Origin of the sequence: Wenyingzhuangia sp., assembly GCF_039768515.1 — a bacterium.
Taxonomy (GTDB): Bacteria; Bacteroidota; Bacteroidia; order Flavobacteriales; family Flavobacteriaceae; genus Wenyingzhuangia.
Genome location: NZ_JBDNAI010000090.1, coordinates 24894 through 49613 on the forward strand (window position 1 = coordinate 24894; position 24720 = coordinate 49613).

Below are 24720 nucleotides of genomic sequence, written 5' to 3' on the forward strand. Positions count from 1 at the left end.
GCCTTAGTTAAACTGTGGATATCTTTCTTTTAAACTCGTAAAAGTTTCCGTTATATTTGTTTTTGTCAAAGTTATTTGGCTCAATCACATGATTAATTATTTAAAATGAAAGTTTGTATTGCAGAAAAACCAAGTGTTGCCAAAGAAATTGCCTCTGTATTAGGTGCAAATGTGAGATGTGATGGTTACTTTGAGGGAAATGGTTATCAGGTTACATGGACATTTGGGCACTTGTGTGGTTTGTTTGCACCACATGAATACAAGCCACATTGGAAGAGTTGGAATCTAGATACTTTACCGATGTTACCCAATAGATTTGAGGTAAAGGTAATGGATGACAAAGGGGTACAAAAGCAATTCAGAACCATTAAGTTTTTATTTGATAAAGCTGATGTTGTAATTAATTGCGGGGATGCGGGTACAGAAGGTGAACTTATTCAGCGTTGGGTCATTAATCAAGCAGGGTACACTGGTAAAGTAGAACGTTTGTGGATTTCCTCTTTGACTACTGAAGCCATTAAGGAGGGGTTTGAAAAGTTGATTCCCGCCGAAAAATACGATAACTTATATTACGCGGCTAGTTCTAGGGCCATAGGAGATTGGTTGTTGGGAATGAACGCAACTCGATTGTATACTTTGAAATATGGAAGAGATCGACAAGTTTTATCTATTGGACGAGTACAAACTCCTACCTTGGCCATGGTTGTAAAGCGATTTCTAGAAATTCAGAATTTTAAGTCAGAGCCTTTTTGGGAAATACAAACACTATATAGAGATACTATTTTTAACAATGAGCAAGGTCGTTTTTTAAAAAAAGAAGATGGGGAGCAAACCATGAACAGGATAAAAAATGAACCTTTAGAAATTATAGCTGTAGAAAAAAAGAAAGGGAAAGAATATGCTCCAAAGCTATTTGATTTGACAGGATTGCAAGTGTATTGTAATCAGAAGTTTGGGTTTACAGCGGATGAGACATTGAAGTTAACTCAAGGTTTGTACGAGCAAAAAGTAGTGACATATCCTCGTGTTGACACTACTTTTTTACCAAATGACGTTTATCCAAAGGTAAGAGGGATTCTGCAAAAATTAAGTAAATATTCTGCGTTAACTGCACCCATACTGGCAGAAGTTAAGATTAAAAAATCTACGAAGGTTTTTAATGATAAAAAAGTTACAGATCACCATGCTATCATTCCTACTGGAGTAGAAATACCTTTGCATGCTAACGCACAAAAGGTCTACGATATCATTACTCGAAGGTTTATTGCTGTTTTTTATCCTGATAGTGAGGTGTCTAATACTACTGTTTTAGCTGAGGCTGCAAAAATAAAATTTAAATCAACCGGAAAAGAAGTCTTGTCTGAGGGTTGGCGTTTTGTTTTTAAAACCCCTGAACAAAAACAGCAAGATCTTAAAAAAACAAAGGAGGAGCAAATCTTGCCTACCTTTGTCAAAGGAGAAACGGGCAGACACACACCGTCTTTTTTAGAAAAACAAACCAAACCTCCAAAACAGTATACTGAGGCAACATTGTTAAGAGCGATGGAAACAGCTGGTAAGCAGGTGCAAGACGATGAGTTAAGAGATTTAATGAAAGAAAACGGTATTGGAAGACCTTCTACTCGAGCAAACATTATAGAAACACTCTTTAAACGTACCTATATTGAACGCAACAAAAAGCAGATTCTTCCTACTTTTACAGGAATCCAACTCATCCAAACCATTCAGAATAGATTGCTGAAATCTGCAAGGCTAACTGGTGAATGGGAAAAACAGTTAAAGGATATAGAGAAAGGAACATACCATGCGACTACCTTTATCAACAACATGAAAAAAATGGTAGATGAATTGGTTGTTGAGGTTCGATTGTCAGATCATAAACCTATTTTGATCGACCCTGTATCCAAAAGATCTGTAGATCATGAAAAAAAGAAAACTAAGGGGGTGGTGGGAACCACATGTCCTAAATGTAAAGTTGGTCATTTGCTGAAAGGGACAACTGCTTATGGCTGCAGTAAGTACAATGAGAATTGTAACTTTGTACTTTCGTTTGTGTTCAAGGAAAAAAAAATATCTGATCATCAATGCTTGAGGCTTATAACCAAGGGAAGTACTGTGCAGTTAAAAGGTTTTAAAACCGAAGAAGGGACTGGTGAAGGGACTATTGTTTTGGATAATGCCTTTAAAATGGTGTTTAAACCTAAGAAAGTAAGTTCTGATCAAAATAAATTTCCAGATAGATTCAGTTGTCCCAAATGTAAAAAAGGTAATATTTTAAAGGGAAGTACAGCTTATGGCTGTTCTGAATATAAATCAGGTTGTGCTTTTAAAGTTGAGTTTTCAACCATTAAATTAAAAGCTAAGGGTAGTATACTTACTAAAGATTTGGTTCGGAAGATCATCTGTGAATCGTAAGATTGCTCATTAAAGAGATGGTGCTATTTCATCGTTTTACATTTTTAATTATTTTTTGGACAGATTTTTGAATGCCAGGAGACAAGGTTTCTAAGTATTGATTTTGACAAATGAAAGTCAGTTCTCCTTTCAGGTCAGGATATTTTGTGCAGGTTTTATGGACAAATTTAAAGGCAACATATCTAACTGCTGGAGCTTTGGAAAGATCCTCCCACAAAGTCATGCAAATATCAAACAATTTACCTTCTTGTTCCTCATTTAGTTCCATTTGGCTAAGGATTTTCAATATTTCTCTTTGGTGTCCATCTTTTCTATCTCTTAGGATCTTGATGAAATCTGAAATAAAGGGTTGAATTCTTGTGTCGTTTTCACAAGTACAATGAGATAAGATCCAAGAAGCTCTCCAAGATTGAGGCTCTTGTTTGGTTAGAGAAACTTCAATAGCTCTTGAGTGAACTTCAGTTTGTTCTTGAAATAATTGTATCAAAAAATCTTTATCCAAACGTTTGGTTAGAATACTGTCTAAGTTTAATTTACTCATGTAAACATTTATTTTTTTGAGTGTTCATTATTTTTGTTGTTTTTCCTTTGGGCTACAACAGAGCATTCAAAATTTATATTCAAGTGATGAACTAAATTTAAATAAATCAAATGAATGTGCTATAGATTCAATTCTATATTTTTGTAATATGCAATCACTCTTAATTATTGGTTATGTTTGGCCAGAACCTACTGCAACTGCAGCAGGTACAAGAATGTTACAAATTATTGAACAATTTCTAGTATCAGGTTATAAAATTACTTTTGCAAGTCCAGCTCACCGGCCAACTACTGCCTTTGATTTGAGTGAGATTGGCGTTGTTGAACAAGAGATAAAATTAAACGATTCTTCTTTTGATTGTTTTATAGATGCATTAGATCCTTATGTTGTTTTGTTTGATCGGTTTATGATGGAAGAGCAGTTTGGTTGGAGGGTTGCAGAAATTTGTCCCAGCGCTTTAAGAATTTTGGATTCAGAAGATTTACATTTTTTAAGAAAAGCAAGACATCAAGCCATAAAAAAAGGAGATGTTTTACCCACAGAAATTATTCATTCAGATGAGGCTATGAGAGAAATAGCAAGTATTTATAGATGTGATGTCACATTTACGATATCAGAATTTGAAATGAAATACTTAAAAGAAATTTTCGGAATTCCAGAGGATTTATTGTGGTACTTACCTTTTTTAGTAGAAATTAGTGATCGACCAACTTTAGATTTTGAGGAGCGACAAGATTTTTTGTTTATTGGTAATTTTATTCATAAACCCAATTGGGATGCTGTTTTACAGTTGAAACATCATGTTTGGCCACTTCTTAGGAAAAAACTTCCCGAAGCGAAATTGCATGTTTATGGTGCATATTCCTCGGAAAAAGTTTTTCAGCTGCACCACACTAAAGAAAATTTTTTAGTCCATGGAAGAGCGGAAGAGGTAAGTGAAGTCATGGAGAAAGCAAGAGTCTGTTTGGCCCCAATCCGTTTTGGTGCTGGTTTAAAAGGTAAATTAATTGACGCTATGAAAAGCCACACACCTTTTGTGACGAGTCCCATAGGAGCTGAGGGTATGTTTGGTGAAATAGACTTGGAAGTTAGTATAGCTGATCATTTGGAGGACTTCGTAAGTAAATCCGAAGCTTTGTATTTAGATAAAGATTTATGGGTAGAGACAACAAAGAGAGGAGAAGAAGTTTTAAGATCTAGATTTGATAAAAATATAATTCAAAAGGATTTCGGTGATAAATTAAAGATGGCAAAAGAACAGCTTGAGGCCAGAAGATTTAAAAATTTTGTGGGTGGTATGTTACAACACCATACCATGAAAAGCACAAAGTACTTATCAAAATGGATTACCGAAAAGAACAAAAGTTAAAACTTATAACTACATTGAACGCTACCGTATTTGGTAGTTTTAGTTTTCATTTCTTGTGCTTCTCGAGTTTTAAAAATAACATGGTAGCTAAGATTTAGGTGTTCTAGATTCCAATAAAATCCTAAGTCATTTTGCCATGTCCATGGCTCTAAATGAAATTTCTTGCTTGAAGGGTTAACTTCTAGTGTACCTGTAATGGTATAATCTTGAATTTGGTAGGTAGCAAATGACTTAAATCCAAAATAACATTCTTTGATCCACTCCTCTTCTTTGGTTTGCAATGCAGTACCAAAAAAACTTGTATTAGAAATGGGGTTTAAGGCATTGTTTATAAAATTAACTTGAAAAGCCAAGCCGCTAGAGATGTTGGTTATGATGCTGTTGATAATTGTATTGTTGGTCCAATACATCGTAAAGGGAAGGTGCTCTTTGTATATTAAGGTTTGTGTGTAATTGGCTAAGACCCCCACGGTGTATTTTTCTTTAATTTGTGTTTTCCATCCTGCAGAGGGATCAAGGTTATAAAAAGAATGTATGAAATTCTGTCCCATTTCAGCTCCTGATTTATGATTGGTTACACTTGCCGTGACCCCTAAACTTAAAATATTTTTATTGTAGATTATCTGTTCTGTATAGTTCAAATGGAGTATGCCAGCATAAGGTCTTTCTTGCATAAAAACCTCTGGGATATCGCTCAGTTGTGGGTTGTATATGTTTTGGCGTAGACTAAAATGTTTAATTTTTTTATTGAATATATGATTCCTTGTACTCGCCACTTTTCTATAAAACAATTCTAATCCACTGGTGTAAAACTGATCTAGGTAAAGGGAGACATATAAATCATTATCGTTTACCATCCCAATCTCGTGTTGATTTTGAGCAAAACTATTTGTCTTGGAGAAAATGAGCAAAAAGAGGGGGTAAAATACTATTTTATTGAAATTCATGTCAGTGAGGTGGAATAGAGTTGAAAAGGGTAAGTTTTAGTGTTGTTAAACTATGCTAAAATATGAGGATTGCTTATATTTACTTCTAAGTAACAAAAAAATCCCCAAAATAGATGAACCACAAAGAATTTTTAACCTCAGAAGATTTTGCCTCATTGGGTTCAAGAGCAGATTTACTAGATAAGTTAGATGAAAAAAATATTGATATCTCTACTATCCTAGATAAGATAAAGTATGAAGAAGAACTCAAGTCCTTACAGATTGAATTGGTAAAACTTCAACAATGGATAAAGAAAAGCAACAAGCGTGTTGCTGTTATTTTTGAAGGTAGAGACGCAGCAGGAAAAGGAGGAGCAATACGTAGGTTTATGGAGCATTTAAATCCAAGATCCACTCGTTTGGTAGCTCTTAATAAGCCTACTGACATTGAAATGGGGCAGTGGTATTTTATGAGATACATAAAAGAATTACCCAATCCTGGTGAAATTGTTTTTTTTGATAGGAGTTGGTATAATAGGGCTGTAGTTGAGCCCGTCATGGGTTTTTGCTCAGACGATCAATATGATAAATTTATGGCTCAAGTTCCAGAATTTGAGCATATGCTATATGAAGATGGTTTGATCATCATAAAATTTTGGTTGTCTATTTCTAAAAATGAGCAAATGACTCGTTTTGATTCAAGACAAGAAAATCCTTTAAAGCGTTGGAAGTTTAGTCCAGTAGATAAAAAAGGTCAAGAGTTGTGGAACAAGTACACTCATTATAAAGAGCAGATGTTTAGTAAAACCCATACTACTTATAGCCCATGGGTGATTGTGAGAACAAATAATAAGCAAGAGGCTAGACTAGAAAGTATAAGATATGTGTTGTCTAAATTTGATTACGATGGAAAAAAAGATGGAAAGACCAATTTATTTCCTGACCCAAATGTTGTCATGCACTACTTTAGATCCTCTTTTCAAATAGATTAATATGATGGAAAATTTAACTTCAAAAGATATAAAATATTTAAACAGCAAAAAAGGAATTCAAGCGTTGTTGAGAGACAAAGAATTGAATATTCAGCGAGCCGTTAGAAACATAAATTATATCAAAACCTTAAAAAGGCTACAGAAAGAATTGATTAAAATGCACGAAGAGGTAATTGAAAAGAATCAACGTGTCATTGTTGTTTTTGAAGGAAGAGATGCTGCGGGAAAAGGAGGTGCTATCCGAAGAATTACAGAACGAATCAATCCTCGACATTTTAGGATTGTAGCATTGCCAAAACCAACGGAAGAAGAGAAAACACAGTGGTATTTTCAACGCTATATCAATAAATTTCCGAAAGCTGGAGAGATTGTGTTTTTTGACAGGAGTTGGTACAATCGCGCTGTTGTAGAACCGGTTAACGGTTTTTGCACCCCAGAAGAGTACGATCGTTTCATGAATAACGTTAACGATTTTGAGCGTATGATTACCTCCTCAGGAATTGTTTTAGTGAAAATATACATGTCCATTACCAAGGAGGAACAAGCTAAAAGGTTTGATGATATAAAAAGCAACCCATTGAAACAGTGGAAAATAACACCTGTTGATGAAAAAGCTCAAGAACTTTGGCATGAATATACGAAGTACAAATCACTAATGTTTGATAAAACAAATAATGATTATGCTCCTTGGAAAATTATAAAAGCAAATAAAAAAACTTTTGCAAGAGTCAATGCGATGAAGTATTTGTTATCAAAAATTCCTTATGACAAAAACAGAGAGATATAGTTGATATGGAAGATACTAAGTACGAAAACATATCCAAAAAAAAACCAACATACCCTGTTAAACCGTTTCTGGGTGACTATCTAAGTAAGTACAATAGAAACGTACTAATTCCTGTTTTTTACGATGATTTACTAAGGTTTTCTGGAGCGACAGAAGTGTATAATGAGCATGGTGAAGATACGCTTTGGGTTAGGGTTTATTACAATGAATTCGAAAGAATTACGATTGATAAAGATTTAAAAAAAGTCTATTCTATTTTACATGGTGACGGTTCAGATACCTCTGTTCCTTTTTTGAATATAGATGCTGTTGATTACTGTACATTTGCTAATTCTAAGCCTTTTAGAATTAAAGTTAGAAATATTCTTAACGATAATTATACATACATGTATGTTAAGAAAGCAGATGCTTCCAGAGTATATGGTTTAGAATTAGAGCATTTGTTATCCCCAAATAGGATTAATTTTCTAGTTTACAAAGAGACGTTGATCGAGGATCATATTTCAGGGATTCCCGGAGATACTTTCATGGATTCTGGCTTGGATTCTAGCGCTATCTCTACACAAAAGCAAATTGCTAAAGAATTTGTAAAATTTAACGAGCGTTGTATCGTTCGTTTGCTTGGAGACATGAGATCTTATAATTATGTGATTGTACCTACTCATGATTTTGATCAAGTTCGCTATAGGATAAGAGCGACTGATTTTGATCAGCAATGTTACGAGGGTCGTTTAAGGGTTTATATGCCTCAGTTTTTAAAGGAGAACAAGCTATATGTACAAATGGTTCATAACAACCTAAGACCCGAATCTATTGAGCAATATAAGCAAGAAGAAAGGTCGACTATTGCCAAACGTATTTTGTTAGGTAAAAAAAGAATTCGTGAACTTTTAGATTGTATGCTCCAAGATAATATTTCATCTGACTTTAAAATCGAACAACTTAAAAAAGATTTATTTGATTATACAAAAGATAAAGCTTTCAAAGAGTGTAGTTGTATGGGAGAATTGTTGGAAACAGCGTTTAAGTTTGTGATTAGACATTATCAGGATGTAAAGTAATTTTTTCATCAAGATACACAGCACCTAATCATGATTACACATTTAAAAAAGATAACAAAGGGCTTTTTAAATTTAACACAAACCGATTGGTCTATTTTTTTCTATTGATTTACGTGTGTGTCAGTTAAAATTATGCCAAAAGCGTTAACTTATTCTCTCTAATAGAGAGATGTAAAAGCCATCATATCCAGATACAGAAGATAATATTTTTTTGTCTTTAATTAATTTGAAATTAGTATTCTTCTCTAAGAATTTAGCCACTTGTTCTTGGTTCTCGGAAGGGAGTACTGAGCAAGTAGCATAGACCACTTTTCCACCTATTTTCGCTATTTTGGAGTAACGTTGTAGTACATCGGCTTGTGTAATTTTAATATTGTCTACGAACTCGGGTTGTAGTTTCCACTTGCTATCAGGATTTCGTTTCAAAACCCCTAGTCCAGAACAGGGAGCATCAATTAAAACTCGGTCTGCCGTGTTGTATAATTTTTTGATGGTCTTGGTTGATTCTATTTTTTTGGTGGTGATGTTAAAAGCTCCTGCACGTTTGGCTCTTTTCTTTAGTTCAACTAATTTTCCACCGTAAATATCGGTAGCAATGATGGAGCCTTTGTTTTGCATTAGAGCCGCAATATGTAGGGTTTTTCCTCCTGCTCCCGCACAAGTGTCTACCACTCTCATTCCGGGTTCTACATCTAGAAATTCAGCGACCAGCTGAGAAGAAGCGTCTTGCATTTCAAACATACCACTCTTAAAAGCTTGAGTGATAAAAACATTTTTGCGTTCTACTAGTTCTAAAGCTGAAGGGTAACCCTTGATTGGTTTTGTTAAGATTTCATCTTTGGCTAGTAAATCATGAAGTTGCTTTTTTGTTGCTCTTAAAGTGTTTACTCTTAAGATGGCAGCGGCAGGTATATTTTGAGCTTTTAGTTCAGCTGTCCATTTTTTTTCTCCTAATTCTTTCAAACAAAGTTCATCCATCCAGTCTGGAATAGATTGAGCAACAGCTCGGTTGGATTGTAATTCATCGAATTTGCCTTTAATTCTTCTTACAGGAGTTTCTGTAAAGTATTTCCATTCAGGTAAGTCTATACCGCGTAATACTGCCCAAACTGAAAATATCTTCCAAAGATTTTCTCTTGAATAATGGTCTTTGGTTCCAGCAATTTCATTATAAAGTCTTTTCCAGCGCACGATTTCATAAAAAGTTTCTGCTACAAATTTTCTGTCTCTAGCTCCCCAGCGAGCGTCTTTTTTTAAAGCTTTCTGTAACACCTTATCAGCGTATTCTTTTTCGTTAAAAACAGCCTCTAAAGCTTCAATTACGGTATATACTAAGTTTCTATGCAGTCTCATGTACGTTGTTGACAATTATGTTGCAAAGTTACGTGTTTTTTAATGATTGCATCCAACAAAAGTAAATTCTGTTGTGAAAAAGCGAATGTGTATGGAGGTATGTTTGAGTTTTGTCCTATTTAGTTTAACAATAGTAAATTAAAAACACTATTTATGTTAGATTTGTAGTAGTATAGGTTCGTTATGTTTGACTTTGATACACATATTTCATATTTGACAGGAATAGGTCCTGCAAAAGCTCTAATTCTTCAAAAAGAACTTGGGCTCTTTAATGCAAATCAGCTGATGAATTTTTTCCCCAATCGATATGTAGATCGTTCCAAAATATTTGCGGTTAGTGAATTGAAGGCAGACAATGCCGAAGTACAGTTGAAGGGAGTCATTACCGAAGTAAAAGAAGTTAAGCAAAAGAGGGGTTCTCGTTTGGTAGCTACTTTTAGAGATGAATCGGGGAGTATTGAATTGGTTTGGTTTAGGGTAAACCGATGGTTAAAGGCGGGTCTCAGAATCAATGAAACGTATGTGATTTTTGGGAAGTTGAATTTTTTTAATGGTAATTTTAGTATGCCTCATCCTGACATGGAATTAGAGGTGAATTACAAATTAAATATAGTTTCTGGTTTACAAGCGATTTACCCTTCTACAGAAAAAATGAGTGCTAAGGGGTTGAATAACAAAGTTATATCAAAAGCGATACAGCATCTAATCAAAGAAGCCCATCCTTTTATACAAGAAACACTGTCTGATGAAATTATTGAAGAACATGGTCTGCTGAGTAAAAAGGAAGCTTTAGTGCATATTCATTTTCCAAAAAATCAAGAAATGTTGGCAAAAGCTCAGCGACGTTTAAAATTTGAAGAACTCTTTTTTATTCAAATTCAACTCATTAGGAACAAGTTGGTGAGAAAAGATAAGATTAAGGGTTTTGTTTTTGAACAGGTTGGTGATCACTTCAATGATTTTTACCATTCAGGCTTGCCATTTGATTTGACCAATGCTCAAAAAAGAGTACTCAAAGAAATCAGATCTGATATGGCTAGTGGTGCTCATATGAATAGATTATTACAAGGAGATGTGGGAGCAGGAAAAACAATTGTTGCTTTGTTGACCATGCTCATCGCATTGGATAATAATTTTCAAACCGCAATGCTAGCCCCAACAGCAATCTTGGCTTCTCAACACTTTCAGGCATTGACCACCTTGTTGTCACCATTTGATATTTCAATAAAATTATTAACCGGAGCAACTGGAGTCAAAGAGCGAAGAGTTATTCATGAAGGATTAGAAAGCGGGGCTTTACAAATTTTGATAGGTACCCATGCGATATTAGAGGATAAAGTAGTATTCAAAAACTTAGGTTTGGCTATTATTGATGAACAGCACAGATTCGGTGTAGCACAGCGTTCTAAAATGTGGATGAAAAACACATTGCCTCCTCATGTTTTAATCATGACAGCAACACCTATACCAAGAACTTTAGCGATGAGTGCTTATGGAGATTTAGATGTTTCGGTCATTGATGAATTGCCTCCTGGTAGAAAAGAAGTACAAACAGTTCATCGTTTTGATAGTGCTCGTTTGCGAGTTTTTAAATTCATGCGTGATGAAATTGCGAAAGGAAGACAGATCTATATAGTTTATCCATTGATTGAGGAGTCTGAGGCTTTGGATTATAAAGATTTACAAGATGGGTATGAGAGTATTCAAAGAGAGTTTCCATTGCCAGATTATCGAATCAGTATTGTGCATGGAAAGATGAAACCAGCTGATAAAGAAATTGAAATGCAACGGTTTGTTAAAGGTGAAACCCAAATTATGGTCGCTACAACTGTAATAGAAGTTGGAGTCAATGTGCCAAATGCCTCAGTAATGATAATAGAAAGTGCAGAACGCTTTGGTTTGTCACAATTACATCAATTACGAGGTCGAGTGGGGCGTGGAGCAGATCAAAGCTACTGTGTGTTGATGTCGGGTGTAAAATTATCAAATGATTCTAAGACAAGGTTGGAAACTATGGTTAGAACAAGTGATGGTTTTGAGATTGCCGAAGTTGACTTGAAACTTCGTGGTCCTGGTAATTTAATGGGGACGCAGCAAAGCGGGGTACTAAATTTAAAAATTGCTGATTTGGTAAGAGATTCTAAGGAGCTACACATGGCAAGAAACACAGCCTTAGGATTGTTAAGAGAAGACCCAAATTTAGTTTCTCCAAAAAATTCTCCAATGAAAAAGGCTTACCAACAAATTCATAAAAGAACAAGTATTTGGGCAAATATTAGTTAGTTTTTTCTCTTCATTTATAAAAGGTTAAGTTTAGAATATTGCCAATAAATATTTTTTCTAGCATAGATTTTATCTAAAGGAAAAATTTCACAATACCTAATTCGTAATTATCAATCGAGAGTTGTAAATTTGCGTACTCAAATATAGAATTTTACACAGATGAAGATATCATACAATTGGTTAAAACAATTCATTAAAATCGACTGGGAAGCTGAAAAGACGGGTGAATTGTTAACTGATCTTGGTTTAGAAGTTGAAGGAATAGAAAAAGTAGAATCTATAAAAGGAAGTCTTGCAGGAGTTGTTGTTGGAGAAGTTATGACTTGTGCAAAACATCCAAACGCTGACAAGCTTAGTGTTACAATGGTAAATATTGGAGAGGAAACCTCTCTACAGGTTGTTTGTGGAGCTCCCAATATAGCTGCTGGACAAAAAGTACCTGTGGCAACAGTGGGGACTGTATTGTATGATGCACAAGGTGAGGGTTTTAAGATAAAGAAGGGAAAAATTAGAGGAGAAGAAAGTCATGGAATGATTTGTGCTGAAGACGAATTGAGCCTAGGAAATGGTCATGATGGAATTCTAGTTTTAGATAATGATTTACTACCAGGAACCCCTGTGGCAGAGGTGTTTGATATTGAGATAGATGAAGTTTTCGAGATAGGTTTAACCCCCAATCGAGCTGATGCGATGAGTCATTTGGGAGTTGCTAGAGATTTACGTGCTGGTTTGATGCAACAGGGTATACAAAAAGAATTAATCTCTCCATCCGTCAGTGATTTTCACGTTTTTGAAAGAGCATTAAAATTTGATATTGTTGTTGAAGATTTTGAATTGGCTCCAAAATATACAGGCCTAACCCTTAAAGATGTAAAAGTTGCTGATTCTCCTGAATGGTTACAAAACAAATTGAGAGCTATTGGTGTCAATCCTACCAATAATGTTGTGGATATTACCAATTATGTAATGCATGAACTTGGACAACCACTTCATGCTTTTGATGCAGGAAAAATTTTAGGAAAAAAAGTAGTCGTTACTACTTTAGATGAAGGAACCAAGTTTACGACACTAGATGGAATTGAAAGAATCTTGAATGCAGAAGACTTAATGATTTGTGATGCAGAGAAAACACCATTATGTATTGCTGGAGTTTTAGGAGGTCTACATTCTTCGGTTTCAGAAAATACCACTACTGTCTTTCTAGAAGCTGCATATTTCAATCCAGTGTCTGTTCGTAAAACTGCAAAAAGGCACGCGCTCAATACAGATGCCTCTTTTCGTTTTGAAAGAGGAATAGATCCCAACCTTACTAAATATGCCTTGATAAGAGCGGCCTTGATGATAGAGGAAATTGCAGGGGGGCAGCCAGTGTCAGATGTTGATGTCGTCTATCCGAACAAGATTGAGGATTTCGAAGTTTTCATGTCTTATGAAAATGTAGCACGAGTGATTGGGCAAAATTTACCAAACGATACCATCAAGAATATTTTAGCTTCTTTAGAAATTAAAATAAATAGTGAAACAGAAGGAGGTTTAGGTTTGGTAGTACCAGCTTACAGAGTAGATGTCCAAAGAGAGGCAGATATAGTTGAGGAAATTTTACGTGTATATGGTTACAATAATATTGAGTTTTCACACAAACTAAACTCATCAATAGAATCATCTAGATTTGATGGGGTTAAGCTAGAAAATACGATTGCAGAACAATTAAGAGTTCAAGGTTTTAATGAGACCATGGCAAATTCTCTCACCAAACCTTCTTATGTGTCTTTGTCGGATGACTTAAAATCAGAACACAATGTAGAAATATTAAATCCTCTGAGTGGTGATTTGGCTGTGATGAGGCAATCCTTATTGTTTAGTGGTTTAGAATCTGTAAGTTACAATATCAATAGAAAGAATAATGATATTAAGTTTTATGAGTTTGGGAAAACATACCATAAGTACAACGATACATACGAAGAGAAAAAGCATTTGACCTTATTTGTTTCAGGAAATAGAGACAAAGAGTCATGGAATGTTCCTGCCCAAAATACAGATTTTTATTATCTCAAGTCATTAGTAAATGGTGTGCTGGAAAGATTAGGGCACCAAAAAGTAAAAGTAACTCCAACCAAGAGTGATATGTTGTCCGAAGGAATTACTTTTGCTTTAGGTAAGATGAAAATAGTAGACATGGGGATGGTTAATCCTAAGGTATTAAAAGAATTTGGAATCAAACAACAGGTTTTTTATGCTGATTTTGATTGGGATACCCTTTTAAAAGTTTCTCAGAGCAAAAAATTAAAAGTGAAGTCATTACCAAAGTATCCTTCAGTAAAAAGAGATTTGGCTTTATTGTTAGATCAGGGAGTAGCCTTCAAAGATCTTTATCATGCTGCTTTTCAATCTGAAAAATCACTCTTAAAAGAAGTAGATCTGTTTGATGTCTATGATGGAGATCAATTGCCAAAAGGTAAAAAGTCCTATGCGTTGAGTTTCGTTCTGCAAGACGAAAATAAAACCTTAGAGGAAAAGCAGATAGAAAAAATAATGAATAAGCTTCAAAACTCATTTGAAAAACAGTTTAATGCATCATTAAGATAATCCAAAGAGCCTTTGAGTATTTCAAAGGCTCTTTTTGAGTTTTGTTTCAAAAAGGAATAAAATAAAGTTCGTAAATTAGTAACCTACTACAAACCAAGTTTATATGAGTCTATACAAGACTATCCTCCGTCCTATTTTCTTTCAGTTTGATCCTGAAAAAGTACACTATTTTACTTTTGATATGATAAAATTAATGTCAAGAATACCTGGGTTTTCTGCATTAACAAGAAGTGTTTTCAAAGTAAAAGATGTAAGGTTAGAAAGGAAATTGTTTGGCATAACTTTTCCAAGCCCAGTTGGTTTGGCAGCTGGTTTTGATAAAAATGCGGTTTTATTTAATGAATTGGCTGATTACGGTTTTGGATTCATAGAGATAGGAACCGTTACTCCAAAGGCTCAAGCAGGCAATCCTAAAAAAAGACTCTTTCGATTAAAGGATGATCAAGGAATTATCAATAGAATGGGTTTTAATAATGATGGTATTCAACCTGCAGTTGAACATTTAAAAAAGAACAAAGGAAAAGTAATTGTTGGAGGTAACATTGGTAAAAACACCGACATTCCAACGGCACAATATACTCAAGATTATTGTGAAGTTTTTGAAGCGTTACACGATTATGTTGATTATTTTGTCTTAAATGTTAGTTGTCCTAACGTAGGGAGTCATGCCAAATTAGGAGATAAAGATTATTTATTAGAGTTGATTTCAGCTGTTCAAAAATTAAACAACGCAAAGACCGAAAAAAGGCCCATTCTATTAAAAATTGCTCCAGACTTGAATCCACAACAGTTAGATGAAATTATAGAGATTGTTGCAGAAACAAAAATAGATGGGGTAATTGCTTCTAATACTTCTGTTAACAGGGAAGGATTGAAAGCAACAGAAGAAACATTAGCAGAAATAGGTAATGGTGGATTGAGTGGTAAACCTATCAAGGATAGAAGTACAGCAACTATTGAGTATTTGGCAAAAACCTCAAACAAAGCGTTTCCAATTATTGGTGTTGGAGGGATTCATTCAGCTCAAGATGCTCTTGATAAAATAAGGGCAGGGGCAGATTTGGTTCAGGTGTATACAGGCTTTATTTATGAAGGACCTTCTTTGGTTAAAAAAATAAACAAAGCAATTTTGAAATCTACTTAAAAAAGAACCATGTATTCCTTTGTTATTCCTGTTTACAATAGACCCGACGAAATTGACGAATTGTTGTATAGTTTGACACAGCAAGATTTTGAGGAGCCTTTTGAAATTGTTGTCATTGAAGATGGTTCAGACAAAGCAGCGGTAGAAATTATAAATCAGTACAAGAATCGATTAACGATTCAATATTATGTCATAGAGAATCAGGGTGCTGGAAAAGCAAGAAATTATGGGATGTCTCGTGCAAAAGGAGATTATTTTATAGTGTTAGATTCAGATGTGTTGGTTCCTACAAACTATTTAAAAGAGGTAAGCAAAGCATTACAAGAGAAGATGACTGATGCATTTGGTGGTCCTGATACAGCTCATTTTAGTTTCACTCCTTTACAAAAAGCTATTAATTTTTCAATGACCTCTTTTTTAACGACTGGAGGTATTAGGGGTAAAAAAAAAGGCATTGGAAGGTTCCAACCTCGTAGTTTTAATTTTGGAGTGTCAAAAAAAGCTTTTGAAGCGACAAAAGGTTTTTCTTCAATGCGCGTAGGAGAGGATATTGATTTCTCCTTTAGGTTATGGCAGCAAGGTTTTGAAACACAGTTGATAGAAAAGGCAGTTGTGTATCATAAGCGAAGAACTTCTCTAGATGCTTTTTTTACTCAAGTTTTTCGTTTTGGTGTGGCTAGACCAGTATTGAATAAACGATATCCAGGAACCGCAAAATTTACTTATTGGTTTCCTAGTATATTTACGATTGGTTTTTTTCTGTCTTCTTTTTTGTTTGTACTAGGGCAATGGGTTCCAATTATTCTTTACAACATGTACTTTACTTTGTTGTTTATGCTTTCTGTACTAGAGAATAGAAACATAACGGTTGCGTTTTTATCCGTTATCACCACCTTGATTCAAATGACTGGTTACGGTCTTGGCTTTTTGAAGTCAACGTTTTTCAGTCCAGAATAGTTCTTTTCACTGATTTTTTGTGTTTAGGGACAATAGAAAACATTGACATTTCTTATCTTTTTGCTCATTTAAAAAGGGACTCCATCATTATCTGAATCAACTGGAGCATCAAAGGCATCAGCAGGATTGATCTTACTAGAGATATCATTAAAGCTATTCATAGAAGATTCAAGCTGTCCTCCAAAGTCATCCTCTAAATCAGAGAATTTAGCCAAATGCCCTGTAAATTTTAGTCGAATGTTGTCCAATCCACCATTTCTATGTTTGGCGACAATGAATTCTCCCTGACCTTCACATGGTGAGTTTTCATCATCATCCCATTCCGTCATTCCATAATATTCAGGACGAAAAATAAAAGAAACAATATCAGCATCTTGCTCTATAGCTCCAGATTCACGTAAGTCAGAAAGTAATGGTCGTTTACTACCTCCACGAGTTTCAACAGAACGAGACAATTGAGAAAGAGCAATTACAGGGATATGTAATTCTTTAGCCAATGCTTTGAGGTTACGGGAAATCATCGAGATTTCTTGTTCTCTATTTCCTCCAGCAGCACCTCCTGCGGTCATCAACTGAAGGTAATCAATGACAATCACTTTAATATCATGTTGAGATTTTAATCTTCGGGCTTTTGCTCTTAAGTCAAATATAGAAAGCGAAGGTGTATCATCAATGAAAATGGGAGCTTCAGATAAATTCTTGACTTTTACATTTAATTGTTCCCATTCGTGGGGTTCTAGGGTTCCTTTTCTCAATTTTTCTGAAGACAAACCTGTTTCCGAAGAAATCATACGTGTGATTAGCTGAACAGAAGACATCTCTAGAGAAAATACAGCAACACCATGGTTAAAATCAATAGCCATATTTTTTGCCATAGAGATTACAAATGCTGTTTTACCCATACCTGGACGAGCAGCGATGATGATAAGATCTGAAGGTTGCCACCCCGAAGTCAGTGCGTCTAGTTTTGAAAATCCAGTGGCATATCCAGACATTCCTTCTCGGCCTCCTAATTCTTCAATTTTTTTAAGCGCTTGTCTTACCAAGGAGTCTGAGGTTTCTGAGCTCTTTTTTAGGTTCCCTTGGGTTACTTCGAAAAACTTAGTTTCAGCCATGTCTAATAAATCGAAAACATCTGCAGTTTCGTCATAGGACTGTTCTATAATCTCACTAGAGATAGAGATCAATTGGCGTTGAATGTATTTTTGTAAAATGATACGAGCATGGAATTCAATATGGGCAGAAGATGAAACTTTTTGCGTTAGCCCAATAAGGTAGAAATCTCCACCTACAAGGGTTAGGTTTCCATCTTTTTTTAACTGGTTTGATACTGTTAACAAGTCAATAGGTTCGGAATTTTGAAACAGAGAGTGTATTGCTGTATAGATAGCTTTGTGCTGATCTTTGTAAAACGCATCAGGATGAAGAATATCAATGATTGTGTCAATACCTTTTTTGTCAATCATCATAGCGCCAAGAGCAGCTTCCTCCATATCTACTGCTTGTGGAGGGATTTTTCCTTGTGCCAAATTGATGATTTTACTCTTGTCAATCTTTTTTCCTGAGAAGCTTTTTGTTTGTTCCATAGGAAAACAAATTTAGTTGATATTATTATGATTCAATAAAAAGTGGTGCTAATTTTTCTACAAAATCTGTTGATAACTTTTTTTTTGTTGATAAATATTTTAGAACCACAATAAACATAGTAGGTAAAAGAGAAATTTATAGAATTACAGGGTTTTAGGTATTCCTCTAAAACGTATCTTAGTACCATAAAAATCTTAGAAACAATAAAAAATGGATTTGACTAAAGTAAAAATGATTGTCACCGATATGGATGGTACTTTGCTAAATCCAAAGCACCAAGTTAGTGATTTGTTTTTTGAGCAGTTTGAAGTTTTGAAAGCTAATCAGATTCGATTTGTAGCAGCAAGTGGCAGACAATATCATAGTATTTTAGAGAAGTTAGATAAAATTAAAAAGGATATTACCATTGTGGCTGAAAATGGAGCTTACATTGTAGAGAATGGAACAGAGGTTTATGCGAATACAATGACAAATGATGAGGTTTTAAAATTAGTACACATTAGTCAACAAATACCTAAGACTCATATTGTGATTTGTGGGAAAAGTAAAGCTTATTTCTTGAGGGATTCAGGCGGATTTAAAGAGTTTGTGGCTGAGTATTTCTGTGAATATGAAATGGTCAATAGTTTTGAGGATTTACCGGATGATGTTTTTTTTAAAATAGCCTTGTGTAATTATGAAAGCTCAGAGAAAAACATTTATCCATATTTAGCTTCGATAGTAAAGGATTGGAAAGTAACTGTTTCTTCTAAACAGTGGCTAGACATAGCTATACCTAACAACCACAAGGGGAATGCGGTTTCATGTCTTCAGGAAAAATATGGTATATCTGAAGAGGAGACCATGGCTTTTGGAGATTATTTAAATGACATTGAGATGCTGAAAAAGGCAACGTACAGTTTTGCTATGGAAAATGCTCATTCAGAAGTCAAACAAGTAGCTAGTAAAATTACGCTATCAAATCATGCTTTTGGAGTAGAGACGATTATAGGAAAGTTGATCGCGGGAATTTAGTACTTTTGCAACGTTGTTAATCATATGGAAATGCATAAATTAATCAGTAGCCCACAAAATAGTCTTGTCAAGTCTCTAGTGGTATTGAGTGAAAAATCTAAGGCAAGAAAACAAACAGGCTCTTTTATTGTAGAAGGCAGAAGAGAATTAACCATGGCCATCCAAGGCGGTTATCATGTTCAAAAGGTTTTTTATTACAAGGAGTTATTACCTCAGGATTTTGATGTAGAGCAATATCCATCAGAAGCTTATATTGAGGTTAGTAAAGAGGTGTATGAGAGAATAGCGTATAGAGCAACAACGGAAGGTATCGTGGCTGTTTTGAACGCCAATTCTATGCACTTAAAAGATTTAACCTTTAAGACCAAGTTTCCATTGATAATGGTTGCCGAAGCACCTGAAAAACCTGGAAACATTGGTGCTATTCTTAGAACAGCCGATGCGGCGAAAGTAGATGCGGTATGTATTGCAAACCCAAAGACAGATATGTACAATCCAAATATTATTCGTTCAAGTGTAGGTTGTTTGTTTACTGTTCAAATTGCGACCGGTTCTACATCAGAAATATTGAGATATTTGCAAAAAGAGAAGATTGATACCTATGCTGCAGCCTTGAAAGAGGATTCAGAACTTTACCATGAACAAGATTATAACAAATCTAGTGCTTTTGTGGTTGGGACAGAATCTGATGGTCTTTCAGAGGAATGGCTCGAGGGAAGCACAAAGAAAATAATCATTCCCATGTTGGGCGAAATAGATTCTATGAATGTCTCTGTAGCCGCAGGTATTTTAATGTATGAGGCAAAAAGACAGCGAGGGTTTTAATCAATTGTTGTAGCATATGATATTAAGTGTAGCCAATAAATGAAGTATTAAAAAAAGTAAAAATCATGACAGGAACAACTTTGTTTGCCACCATCATTATTCTTATTGTGTTAAATTTTACAAAAGACAAGGTGATTGGTTTTTTGAATGCCAAACACTTTAACGATCCAATTCCAAAAGTATTGGAGGATGTATATGATAAAGAGGCTTATGAAACTTCTCAAACTTATAAAAGGGAAAACTATAGGTTTTCTTCATTCTACGGTGTGTTTATGTTTGTTATTACCATTTTGTTTTTTGTGTTGGATGGAGTTGCATTGCTTGATCATTTGTCTTTGAGGATTGTATCCAATTCTATGTTGCAGGCCATAGTTTTTTTTGGAATCATTGGTTTGGTGAGTACTACCCTTCAAATTCCTTTTGATTACTATCATACTTTCGTCATTGAAGAAAAGTATGGATTCAATAAAAGCACCAAAACATTGTTTTTTATTGATAAAATTAAGGGAATATTGATGACTGTGATTTTAGGGGGAGCACTGTTGTTTTTAATTTCATGGTTGTATAGTAAAATGCAAGATGATTTTTGGTGGTATGCTTGGTTAGTTTTTTCAGTGTTTACTGTTTTTATTACAATGTTCTATTCAAGTATCATTGTGCCTATATTTAACAAGCAAACACCAATAGAGGAGGGAAGTTTAAAAGATAAATTAGAGAAATATGCAAAAGCACAAGGGTTTAAGTTAGATCATATTTATGTAATTGACGGTTCGAAAAGATCTACGAAAGCTAATGCGTATTTTACAGGCCTAGGGCCCAAGAAAAGAATTGTGTTATACGATACGTTAGTTCAGGATTTGACAGAAGATGAGATTATCGCTGTTTTTGCACACGAAGTTGGGCATTATAAAAAGCGTCACACTGTTTTCAATATATTCGCTTCTTTATCTTTAACAGGATTGACACTATTTGTTTTTGGGAAATTGTTAGGTAACCCATTACTGGCAGAGGCTTTTCATGTAACCCACAGTAGTTTTCACCTAGGGTTATTGGCTTTTGGTGTTTTGTACAGTCCAATTTCCGAAGTAACAGGGTTGATTATGAATATTCTTTCTAGAAAATTCGAATATCAAGCAGATGATTTTGCTAAGCAAACTTTTGAGCAACAGTATTTGGTGTCGGCACTCAAGAAACTATCCAAAAATAGTTTGAGTAATTTAACCCCTCACGCATGGAATGTGAATTTAAATTACGCTCACCCTACTTTATTGCAAAGGGTGTTGCGTCTCAAAAAATAGTTTTTTAGTAGAAAAATCATTAATTTTATTGATGATTTTTTTTCAAAAATAATAATCGATTTATGAGTTATATAGTTGATGTAGATTCAGAAAACAAAGAAATAGCTAGAAGGTATAAAGACCTATTGAAAGATAGTTACGAAAATTTGTCATTGGATGATAAAAAACTAATCCGCTCAGCTTTTGATATTGCAGTGGAAGCCCACAGCGAACAACGAAGAAAAACAGGAGAACCTTATATCTATCATCCTATTGCAGTAGCCAAAATTGTAGCAGCAGAAATTGGTTTGGGAGCAGTTTCAATTGCAGCAGCATTGTTACATGATGTTGTGGAAGATACGGATTATACCATAGAAGATATTGAACGATTGTTTGGTGAAAAAATATCTAAAATAGTTAGCGGACTCACGAAAATCTCCAAGATGAGTAAGGATCAGATCGCTTCTATTCAGGCAGAGAATTTCCGTAAAATGTTATTGACCTTAAATGATGATGTTCGTGTCATTTTAATAAAAATAGCTGATCGTTTGCACAATATGCAGACGATGGATGCCATGCCAGCTCATAAGCAGGTAAGAATAGCCTCAGAGACTTTATACATCTATGCACCCTTAGCCCATCGCTTAGGTTTGTACAATATAAAAAGTGATTTAGAGGATTTGGGTTTAAAATACACGGAGCCTGAAGTATATGCTTCTATAAAAGGAATGATTGTAGCAAATAAAGACAATCAATCGGATTATATTGATAATTTCTCCTCAAAAATAAAGCAAGCTTTAGAGCAACAAGGGTTTAAGTTTGAAATCAAAGGAAGAACAAAGTCTATTTATTCTATTCGTAAAAAAATGCTTTCCCAGGGGGTTAAGTATGATCAAGTGTACGATAAGTTTGCCATTCGAATTATTTATGATTCAGCAGGAAAGAACGAAAAGTTTGATGCCTGGAAAATTTATTCTATCATCACAGATAATTATCGTCCCAATCCAAATCGTTTGAGGGATTGGATTTCTCAGTCTAAAACCACAGGCTATGAAGCATTGCATATTACAGTTATGGGGCCACAAGGGCGCTGGGTTGAGGTGCAGATTCGTTCAAAAAGAATGGATGAAATAGCCGAAAAGGGTTACGCTGCACATTTTAAGTACAAGCAAGGTGAAGATAATGAAAATGGATTGGAATCCTGGTTAAATAGATTGAAAGATACTCTTGAGAACCACAACACTGATGCTGTGGATTTTGTAGAGGATTTCAAACTGAATTTGTATGCAAAAGAAATATTTTTGTTTACGCCTAAAGGAGATATAAAATCATTGCCGAAAGGCTCATCTGCGTTAGATTTTGCATTCAGTATCCACACAGATATTGGATTGAAGTGTAGAGGAGTAAAGGTGAATGGTAAGCTTACCCCTTTGGACAGAATTCTAGAAAGTGGAGATCAAGTAGAGGTGATTACTTCTGAAAATCAGAAACCCTCGGAGCGATGGCTCACCTTCGTGGTAACCGCAAGAGCACGGGCAAAAATTCGTCAATCCCTCAAGGAGGATGAAAGAAAAGTTGCAGAGGAAGGAAGAGAGTTGTTAAAGAGAAAATTGCGTCATCTGAGAATAAATCCTTCGGAAGACAATTTAGTTGCAATGGTTTCTTACTTTAAACTTAAGACTACTTTTGATTTGTTTTATAGAGTTAGGCTAGGAACAATTGATAATACTCAAATAAGGAGTTTTGTCAATCAGCATAAAAATAAATTTACAAAGTTTTTTAGAAGAACTAAGTTTGAAACCTCTAAAGTAGAAAATAAAGAAGAACTCTCTAATAATTATGATCTTCTGCTTTTTGGAAGTGAAAGTGAAAGATTAGAGTATACCTTTGCTAAGTGTTGTAATCCTATCGCGGGTGAAAAAGTATTTGGATTTTTAACAGTGAATGAAGGACTCAAAATTCATAAAAACAATTGTCCGAATGCTATTGGAATGCAGTCTAATTATGCTTACCGCATAATGAAAGCCAATTGGGTTGATTCTTCAAAACAAGAATTTAAAGTAACTTTGAGTATTGTGGGAGAAGATGGTTCAGGAATTTTAGAGGGAATTACCAAAGTAATTTCCAACAACAATCATGTCAATATTAATAGTATAAACATTGCTGGGGACGGTAGTTTGTTCAAAGGTAAATTCACGATAACCGTCAACAATAAATTAAAGTTAAAAAAAATAACAGAACAGTTGTTAAGTGTTAAAGGTGTAAGAGATATAAAACGTATTATTTAAAAAAAGCCCCAAGATTTAACAGATAAAAACAAATAAAAAGTATAAATTTGCATCTTGCTGTTTTCAAACAACAACCTAGTCATGGATACTAAAGAAAAAAATCAAGAGATCGTTAAAAATGTGTTTGTTAAGTTTCTAGAAACAAACAAGCATCGTAAGACCCCTGAGCGTTTTGCCATTTTGCAGGAAATTTATGATTTAGAAGAACACTTTGATATTGAGTCCTTGTACATCAATATGAAAAACAAAAAGTATCGAGTGAGTAGAGCTACGCTATACAACACTATAGAGTTGTTGCTAGAATGTGGTTTGGTCAGAAGACATCAATTTGGACAGAACCAAGCCCATTACGAGAAAAGTTTTTTTGACAAACAGCACGATCATTTGATATTAGACAATGGAGAAGTAATCGAGTTTTGTGACCCAAGAATACAAACCATAAAGAGAACTATAGAGGATGTGTTTGATGTAGAGATTAACAAGCATTCTTTATATTTTTACGGAACCAAAAAAGAAAATTAGAAATATACATTTAGAGAGAAAAATGGCGGTAGATTTATTATTAGGCTTACAGTGGGGTGATGAAGGGAAAGGAAAGATAGTTGATGTTTTAACCCAGAATTATAATTTGATATCTCGTTTTCAAGGAGGTCCCAATGCAGGACATACTTTGATATTTGACGGATACAAGCATGTTTTACATACTATTCCGTCAGGGATTTTTCACAAAGAAGCTGTCAATGTTGTAGGTAATGGTGTTGTAATTGATCCTGTGATTTTTGACAAAGAAATACAAGGTTTATCACAGTTTGATATTGATTTTCAAAAAGTTTTGCTTATTTCAAGAAAAGCTCACTTAATTTTGCCTACTCATCGTTTGTTAGATGCTGCATCTGAAAAAGCAAAAGGAAAAGATAAAATAGGATCTACTTTGAAAGGAATTGGTCCTACTTACATGGATAAAACAGGCCGTAATGGAATGCGTGTAGGGGATTTAGAGTTAGACAATTGGAAAGACATTTTTGATGCTTTGACTCAAAAGCACATCAAAATGATCGATTTTTATAACGTAGCATTAGACTATGACTTAGAGGCTTTAAGACAAGAATTTTTTGCTAGTATAAAAGAGTTGAGAAAGTTAACTTTCATAGATAGTGAGGAATATCTACACACTGCTATAAAAGATAAAAAAACCATATTAGCAGAAGGAGCTCAAGGATCTTTGTTAGACGTTGATTTTGGAACCTATCCTTTTGTAACTTCTTCTAACACAACCGCTGCTGGAGCCTGTACAGGATTGGGGATAGCTCCCAAC

General features: G+C 34.7%; 19 protein-coding genes. 15 read left to right on the forward strand and 4 right to left on the reverse strand.

The window, feature by feature from the left end; genetic code table 11:
- Positions 1–105: 105 nt before the first annotated feature.
- The gene (locus tag ABF281_RS06160; RefSeq protein WP_347180808.1) at positions 106–2415 is read left to right on the forward strand and encodes a DNA topoisomerase 3; all 2310 of its coding nucleotides are present in this window, start codon (positions 106–108) and stop codon (positions 2413–2415) included.
- Positions 2416–2443: 28 nt separating this feature from the next.
- Here ABF281_RS06160 and ABF281_RS06165 read toward each other — a convergent pair whose 3' ends face one another.
- A complete protein-coding gene (locus ABF281_RS06165) occupies positions 2444–2956 on the reverse strand; it encodes a hypothetical protein (RefSeq protein WP_347180809.1) in 513 nt (170 codons plus the stop codon).
- Between the two features lie 148 nt (positions 2957–3104).
- On the opposite strand from ABF281_RS06165, the gene ABF281_RS06170 reads away from it, so the two are divergent.
- Positions 3105–4325 carry a glycosyltransferase family 4 protein gene (locus ABF281_RS06170; protein ID WP_347180810.1) on the forward strand — a complete coding sequence of 407 codons (1221 nt, stop codon included), beginning with the start codon at positions 3105–3107 and terminating at the stop codon, positions 4323–4325.
- On the opposite strand, the gene ABF281_RS06175 is transcribed toward ABF281_RS06170, so the two are convergent.
- Complete coding sequence (locus ABF281_RS06175; protein ID WP_347180811.1) at positions 4322–5272, reverse strand: lipid A-modifier LpxR family protein; 951 nt, start codon at positions 5270–5272, stop codon at positions 4322–4324. The genes ABF281_RS06170 and ABF281_RS06175 overlap by 4 nt on opposite strands.
- Positions 5273–5385: 113 nt before the next feature.
- On the opposite strand from ABF281_RS06175, the gene ppk2 (ABF281_RS06180) reads away from it, so the two are divergent.
- From ppk2 (ABF281_RS06180) to ABF281_RS06190, 3 genes are read left to right on the forward strand one after another with little or no spacing between them, the layout of a single operon-like run.
- Positions 5386–6243, forward strand: a complete 858-nt coding sequence (gene ppk2 / locus ABF281_RS06180; protein WP_347180812.1) for a polyphosphate kinase 2 — start codon at positions 5386–5388, stop codon at positions 6241–6243.
- Positions 6244–6247: 4 nt separating this feature from the next.
- The gene (gene ppk2, locus ABF281_RS06185; protein WP_347180826.1) at positions 6248–7030 is read left to right on the forward strand and encodes a polyphosphate kinase 2; all 783 of its coding nucleotides are present in this window, start codon (positions 6248–6250) and stop codon (positions 7028–7030) included.
- Positions 7031–7035: 5 nt separating this feature from the next.
- The gene (locus ABF281_RS06190) at positions 7036–8091 is read left to right on the forward strand and encodes a hypothetical protein (protein WP_347180813.1); all 1056 of its coding nucleotides are present in this window, start codon (positions 7036–7038) and stop codon (positions 8089–8091) included.
- Between the two features lie 144 nt (positions 8092–8235).
- Here ABF281_RS06190 and ABF281_RS06195 read toward each other — a convergent pair whose 3' ends face one another.
- On the reverse strand, positions 8236–9444 hold the full coding sequence (locus ABF281_RS06195; protein ID WP_347180814.1) for a class I SAM-dependent methyltransferase: 1209 nt from the start codon (positions 9442–9444) through the stop codon (positions 8236–8238).
- 183 nt (positions 9445–9627) lie between these two features.
- Between ABF281_RS06195 and recG the strand changes: the two genes are divergently transcribed.
- The 4 genes from recG (at position 9628) to ABF281_RS06215 (ending at position 16414) form a co-directional block, all read left to right on the forward strand.
- The gene (gene recG / locus ABF281_RS06200; RefSeq protein ID WP_347180815.1) at positions 9628–11727 is read left to right on the forward strand and encodes an ATP-dependent DNA helicase RecG; all 2100 of its coding nucleotides are present in this window, start codon (positions 9628–9630) and stop codon (positions 11725–11727) included.
- A 159-nt stretch (positions 11728–11886) separates the two neighbouring features.
- Entirely contained in the window at positions 11887–14313 is a 2427-nt protein-coding gene (gene pheT / locus ABF281_RS06205) for a phenylalanine--tRNA ligase subunit beta (RefSeq protein WP_347180816.1), read from the forward strand.
- Between the two features lie 103 nt (positions 14314–14416).
- Entirely contained in the window at positions 14417–15457 is a 1041-nt protein-coding gene (locus tag ABF281_RS06210; RefSeq protein ID WP_347180817.1) for a quinone-dependent dihydroorotate dehydrogenase, read from the forward strand.
- 9 nt (positions 15458–15466) lie between these two features.
- Entirely contained in the window at positions 15467–16414 is a 948-nt protein-coding gene (locus ABF281_RS06215) for a glycosyltransferase (RefSeq protein WP_347180818.1), read from the forward strand.
- Between the two features lie 68 nt (positions 16415–16482).
- Here the strand turns inward: ABF281_RS06215 and dnaB are convergent, their stop codons facing one another.
- The gene (gene dnaB, locus ABF281_RS06220) at positions 16483–18000 is read right to left on the reverse strand and encodes a replicative DNA helicase (RefSeq protein WP_347180819.1); all 1518 of its coding nucleotides are present in this window, start codon (positions 17998–18000) and stop codon (positions 16483–16485) included.
- Positions 18001–18211: 211 nt separating this feature from the next.
- Between dnaB and ABF281_RS06225 the strand changes: the two genes are divergently transcribed.
- The 6 genes from ABF281_RS06225 to ABF281_RS06250 form a co-directional block, all read left to right on the forward strand.
- Positions 18212–19015, forward strand: a complete 804-nt coding sequence (locus tag ABF281_RS06225; protein ID WP_347180820.1) for an HAD family hydrolase — start codon at positions 18212–18214, stop codon at positions 19013–19015.
- Between the two features lie 30 nt (positions 19016–19045).
- Positions 19046–19840, forward strand: a complete 795-nt coding sequence (locus tag ABF281_RS06230; RefSeq protein ID WP_347180821.1) for an RNA methyltransferase — start codon at positions 19046–19048, stop codon at positions 19838–19840.
- A 65-nt stretch (positions 19841–19905) separates the two neighbouring features.
- On the forward strand, positions 19906–21138 hold the full coding sequence (locus ABF281_RS06235; protein ID WP_347180822.1) for a M48 family metallopeptidase: 1233 nt from the start codon (positions 19906–19908) through the stop codon (positions 21136–21138).
- A 62-nt stretch (positions 21139–21200) separates the two neighbouring features.
- A complete protein-coding gene (locus tag ABF281_RS06240) occupies positions 21201–23405 on the forward strand; it encodes a RelA/SpoT family protein (protein WP_347180823.1) in 2205 nt (734 codons plus the stop codon).
- A gap of 81 nt (positions 23406–23486) precedes the next feature.
- Positions 23487–23927 carry a transcriptional repressor gene (locus tag ABF281_RS06245; RefSeq protein WP_347180824.1) on the forward strand — a complete coding sequence of 147 codons (441 nt, stop codon included), beginning with the start codon at positions 23487–23489 and terminating at the stop codon, positions 23925–23927.
- Positions 23928–23949: 22 nt separating this feature from the next.
- On the forward strand, positions 23950–24720 hold a 771-nt coding region (locus ABF281_RS06250; protein ID WP_347180825.1), incomplete at its 3' end, for an adenylosuccinate synthetase.

What these genes read in the sequence shown, in the direction of transcription:
- ABF281_RS06160 (WP_347180808.1), top strand. Translation starts at nt 106, where the DNA reads ATGAAAGTTTGTATTGCAGAAAAACCAAGTGTTGCCAAAGAAATTGCC.
- recG (WP_347180815.1), top strand. Translation starts at nt 9,628, where the DNA reads ATGTTTGACTTTGATACACATATTTCATATTTGACAGGAATAGGTCCT.
- ABF281_RS06165 (WP_347180809.1), bottom strand. Translation starts at nt 2,956, where the DNA reads ATGAGTAAATTAAACTTAGACAGTATTCTAACCAAACGTTTGGATAAA.
- ABF281_RS06230 (WP_347180821.1), top strand. Translation starts at nt 19,046, where the DNA reads ATGCATAAATTAATCAGTAGCCCACAAAATAGTCTTGTCAAGTCTCTA.
- pheT (WP_347180816.1), top strand. Translation starts at nt 11,887, where the DNA reads ATGAAGATATCATACAATTGGTTAAAACAATTCATTAAAATCGACTGG.
- ABF281_RS06235 (WP_347180822.1), top strand. Translation starts at nt 19,906, where the DNA reads ATGACAGGAACAACTTTGTTTGCCACCATCATTATTCTTATTGTGTTA.
- ABF281_RS06245 (WP_347180824.1), top strand. Translation starts at nt 23,487, where the DNA reads ATGGATACTAAAGAAAAAAATCAAGAGATCGTTAAAAATGTGTTTGTT.
- ABF281_RS06240 (WP_347180823.1), top strand. Translation starts at nt 21,201, where the DNA reads ATGAGTTATATAGTTGATGTAGATTCAGAAAACAAAGAAATAGCTAGA.
- ABF281_RS06195 (WP_347180814.1), bottom strand. Translation starts at nt 9,444, where the DNA reads ATGAGACTGCATAGAAACTTAGTATATACCGTAATTGAAGCTTTAGAG.
- ABF281_RS06170 (WP_347180810.1), top strand. Translation starts at nt 3,105, where the DNA reads ATGCAATCACTCTTAATTATTGGTTATGTTTGGCCAGAACCTACTGCA.
- ABF281_RS06215 (WP_347180818.1), top strand. Translation starts at nt 15,467, where the DNA reads ATGTATTCCTTTGTTATTCCTGTTTACAATAGACCCGACGAAATTGAC.
- ABF281_RS06225 (WP_347180820.1), top strand. Translation starts at nt 18,212, where the DNA reads ATGGATTTGACTAAAGTAAAAATGATTGTCACCGATATGGATGGTACT.
- ABF281_RS06210 (WP_347180817.1), top strand. Translation starts at nt 14,417, where the DNA reads ATGAGTCTATACAAGACTATCCTCCGTCCTATTTTCTTTCAGTTTGAT.
- ABF281_RS06190 (WP_347180813.1), top strand. Translation starts at nt 7,036, where the DNA reads ATGGAAGATACTAAGTACGAAAACATATCCAAAAAAAAACCAACATAC.
- ppk2 (WP_347180826.1), top strand. Translation starts at nt 6,248, where the DNA reads ATGGAAAATTTAACTTCAAAAGATATAAAATATTTAAACAGCAAAAAA.
- ppk2 (WP_347180812.1), top strand. Translation starts at nt 5,386, where the DNA reads ATGAACCACAAAGAATTTTTAACCTCAGAAGATTTTGCCTCATTGGGT.
- dnaB (WP_347180819.1), bottom strand. Translation starts at nt 18,000, where the DNA reads ATGGAACAAACAAAAAGCTTCTCAGGAAAAAAGATTGACAAGAGTAAA.
- ABF281_RS06175 (WP_347180811.1), bottom strand. Translation starts at nt 5,272, where the DNA reads ATGAATTTCAATAAAATAGTATTTTACCCCCTCTTTTTGCTCATTTTC.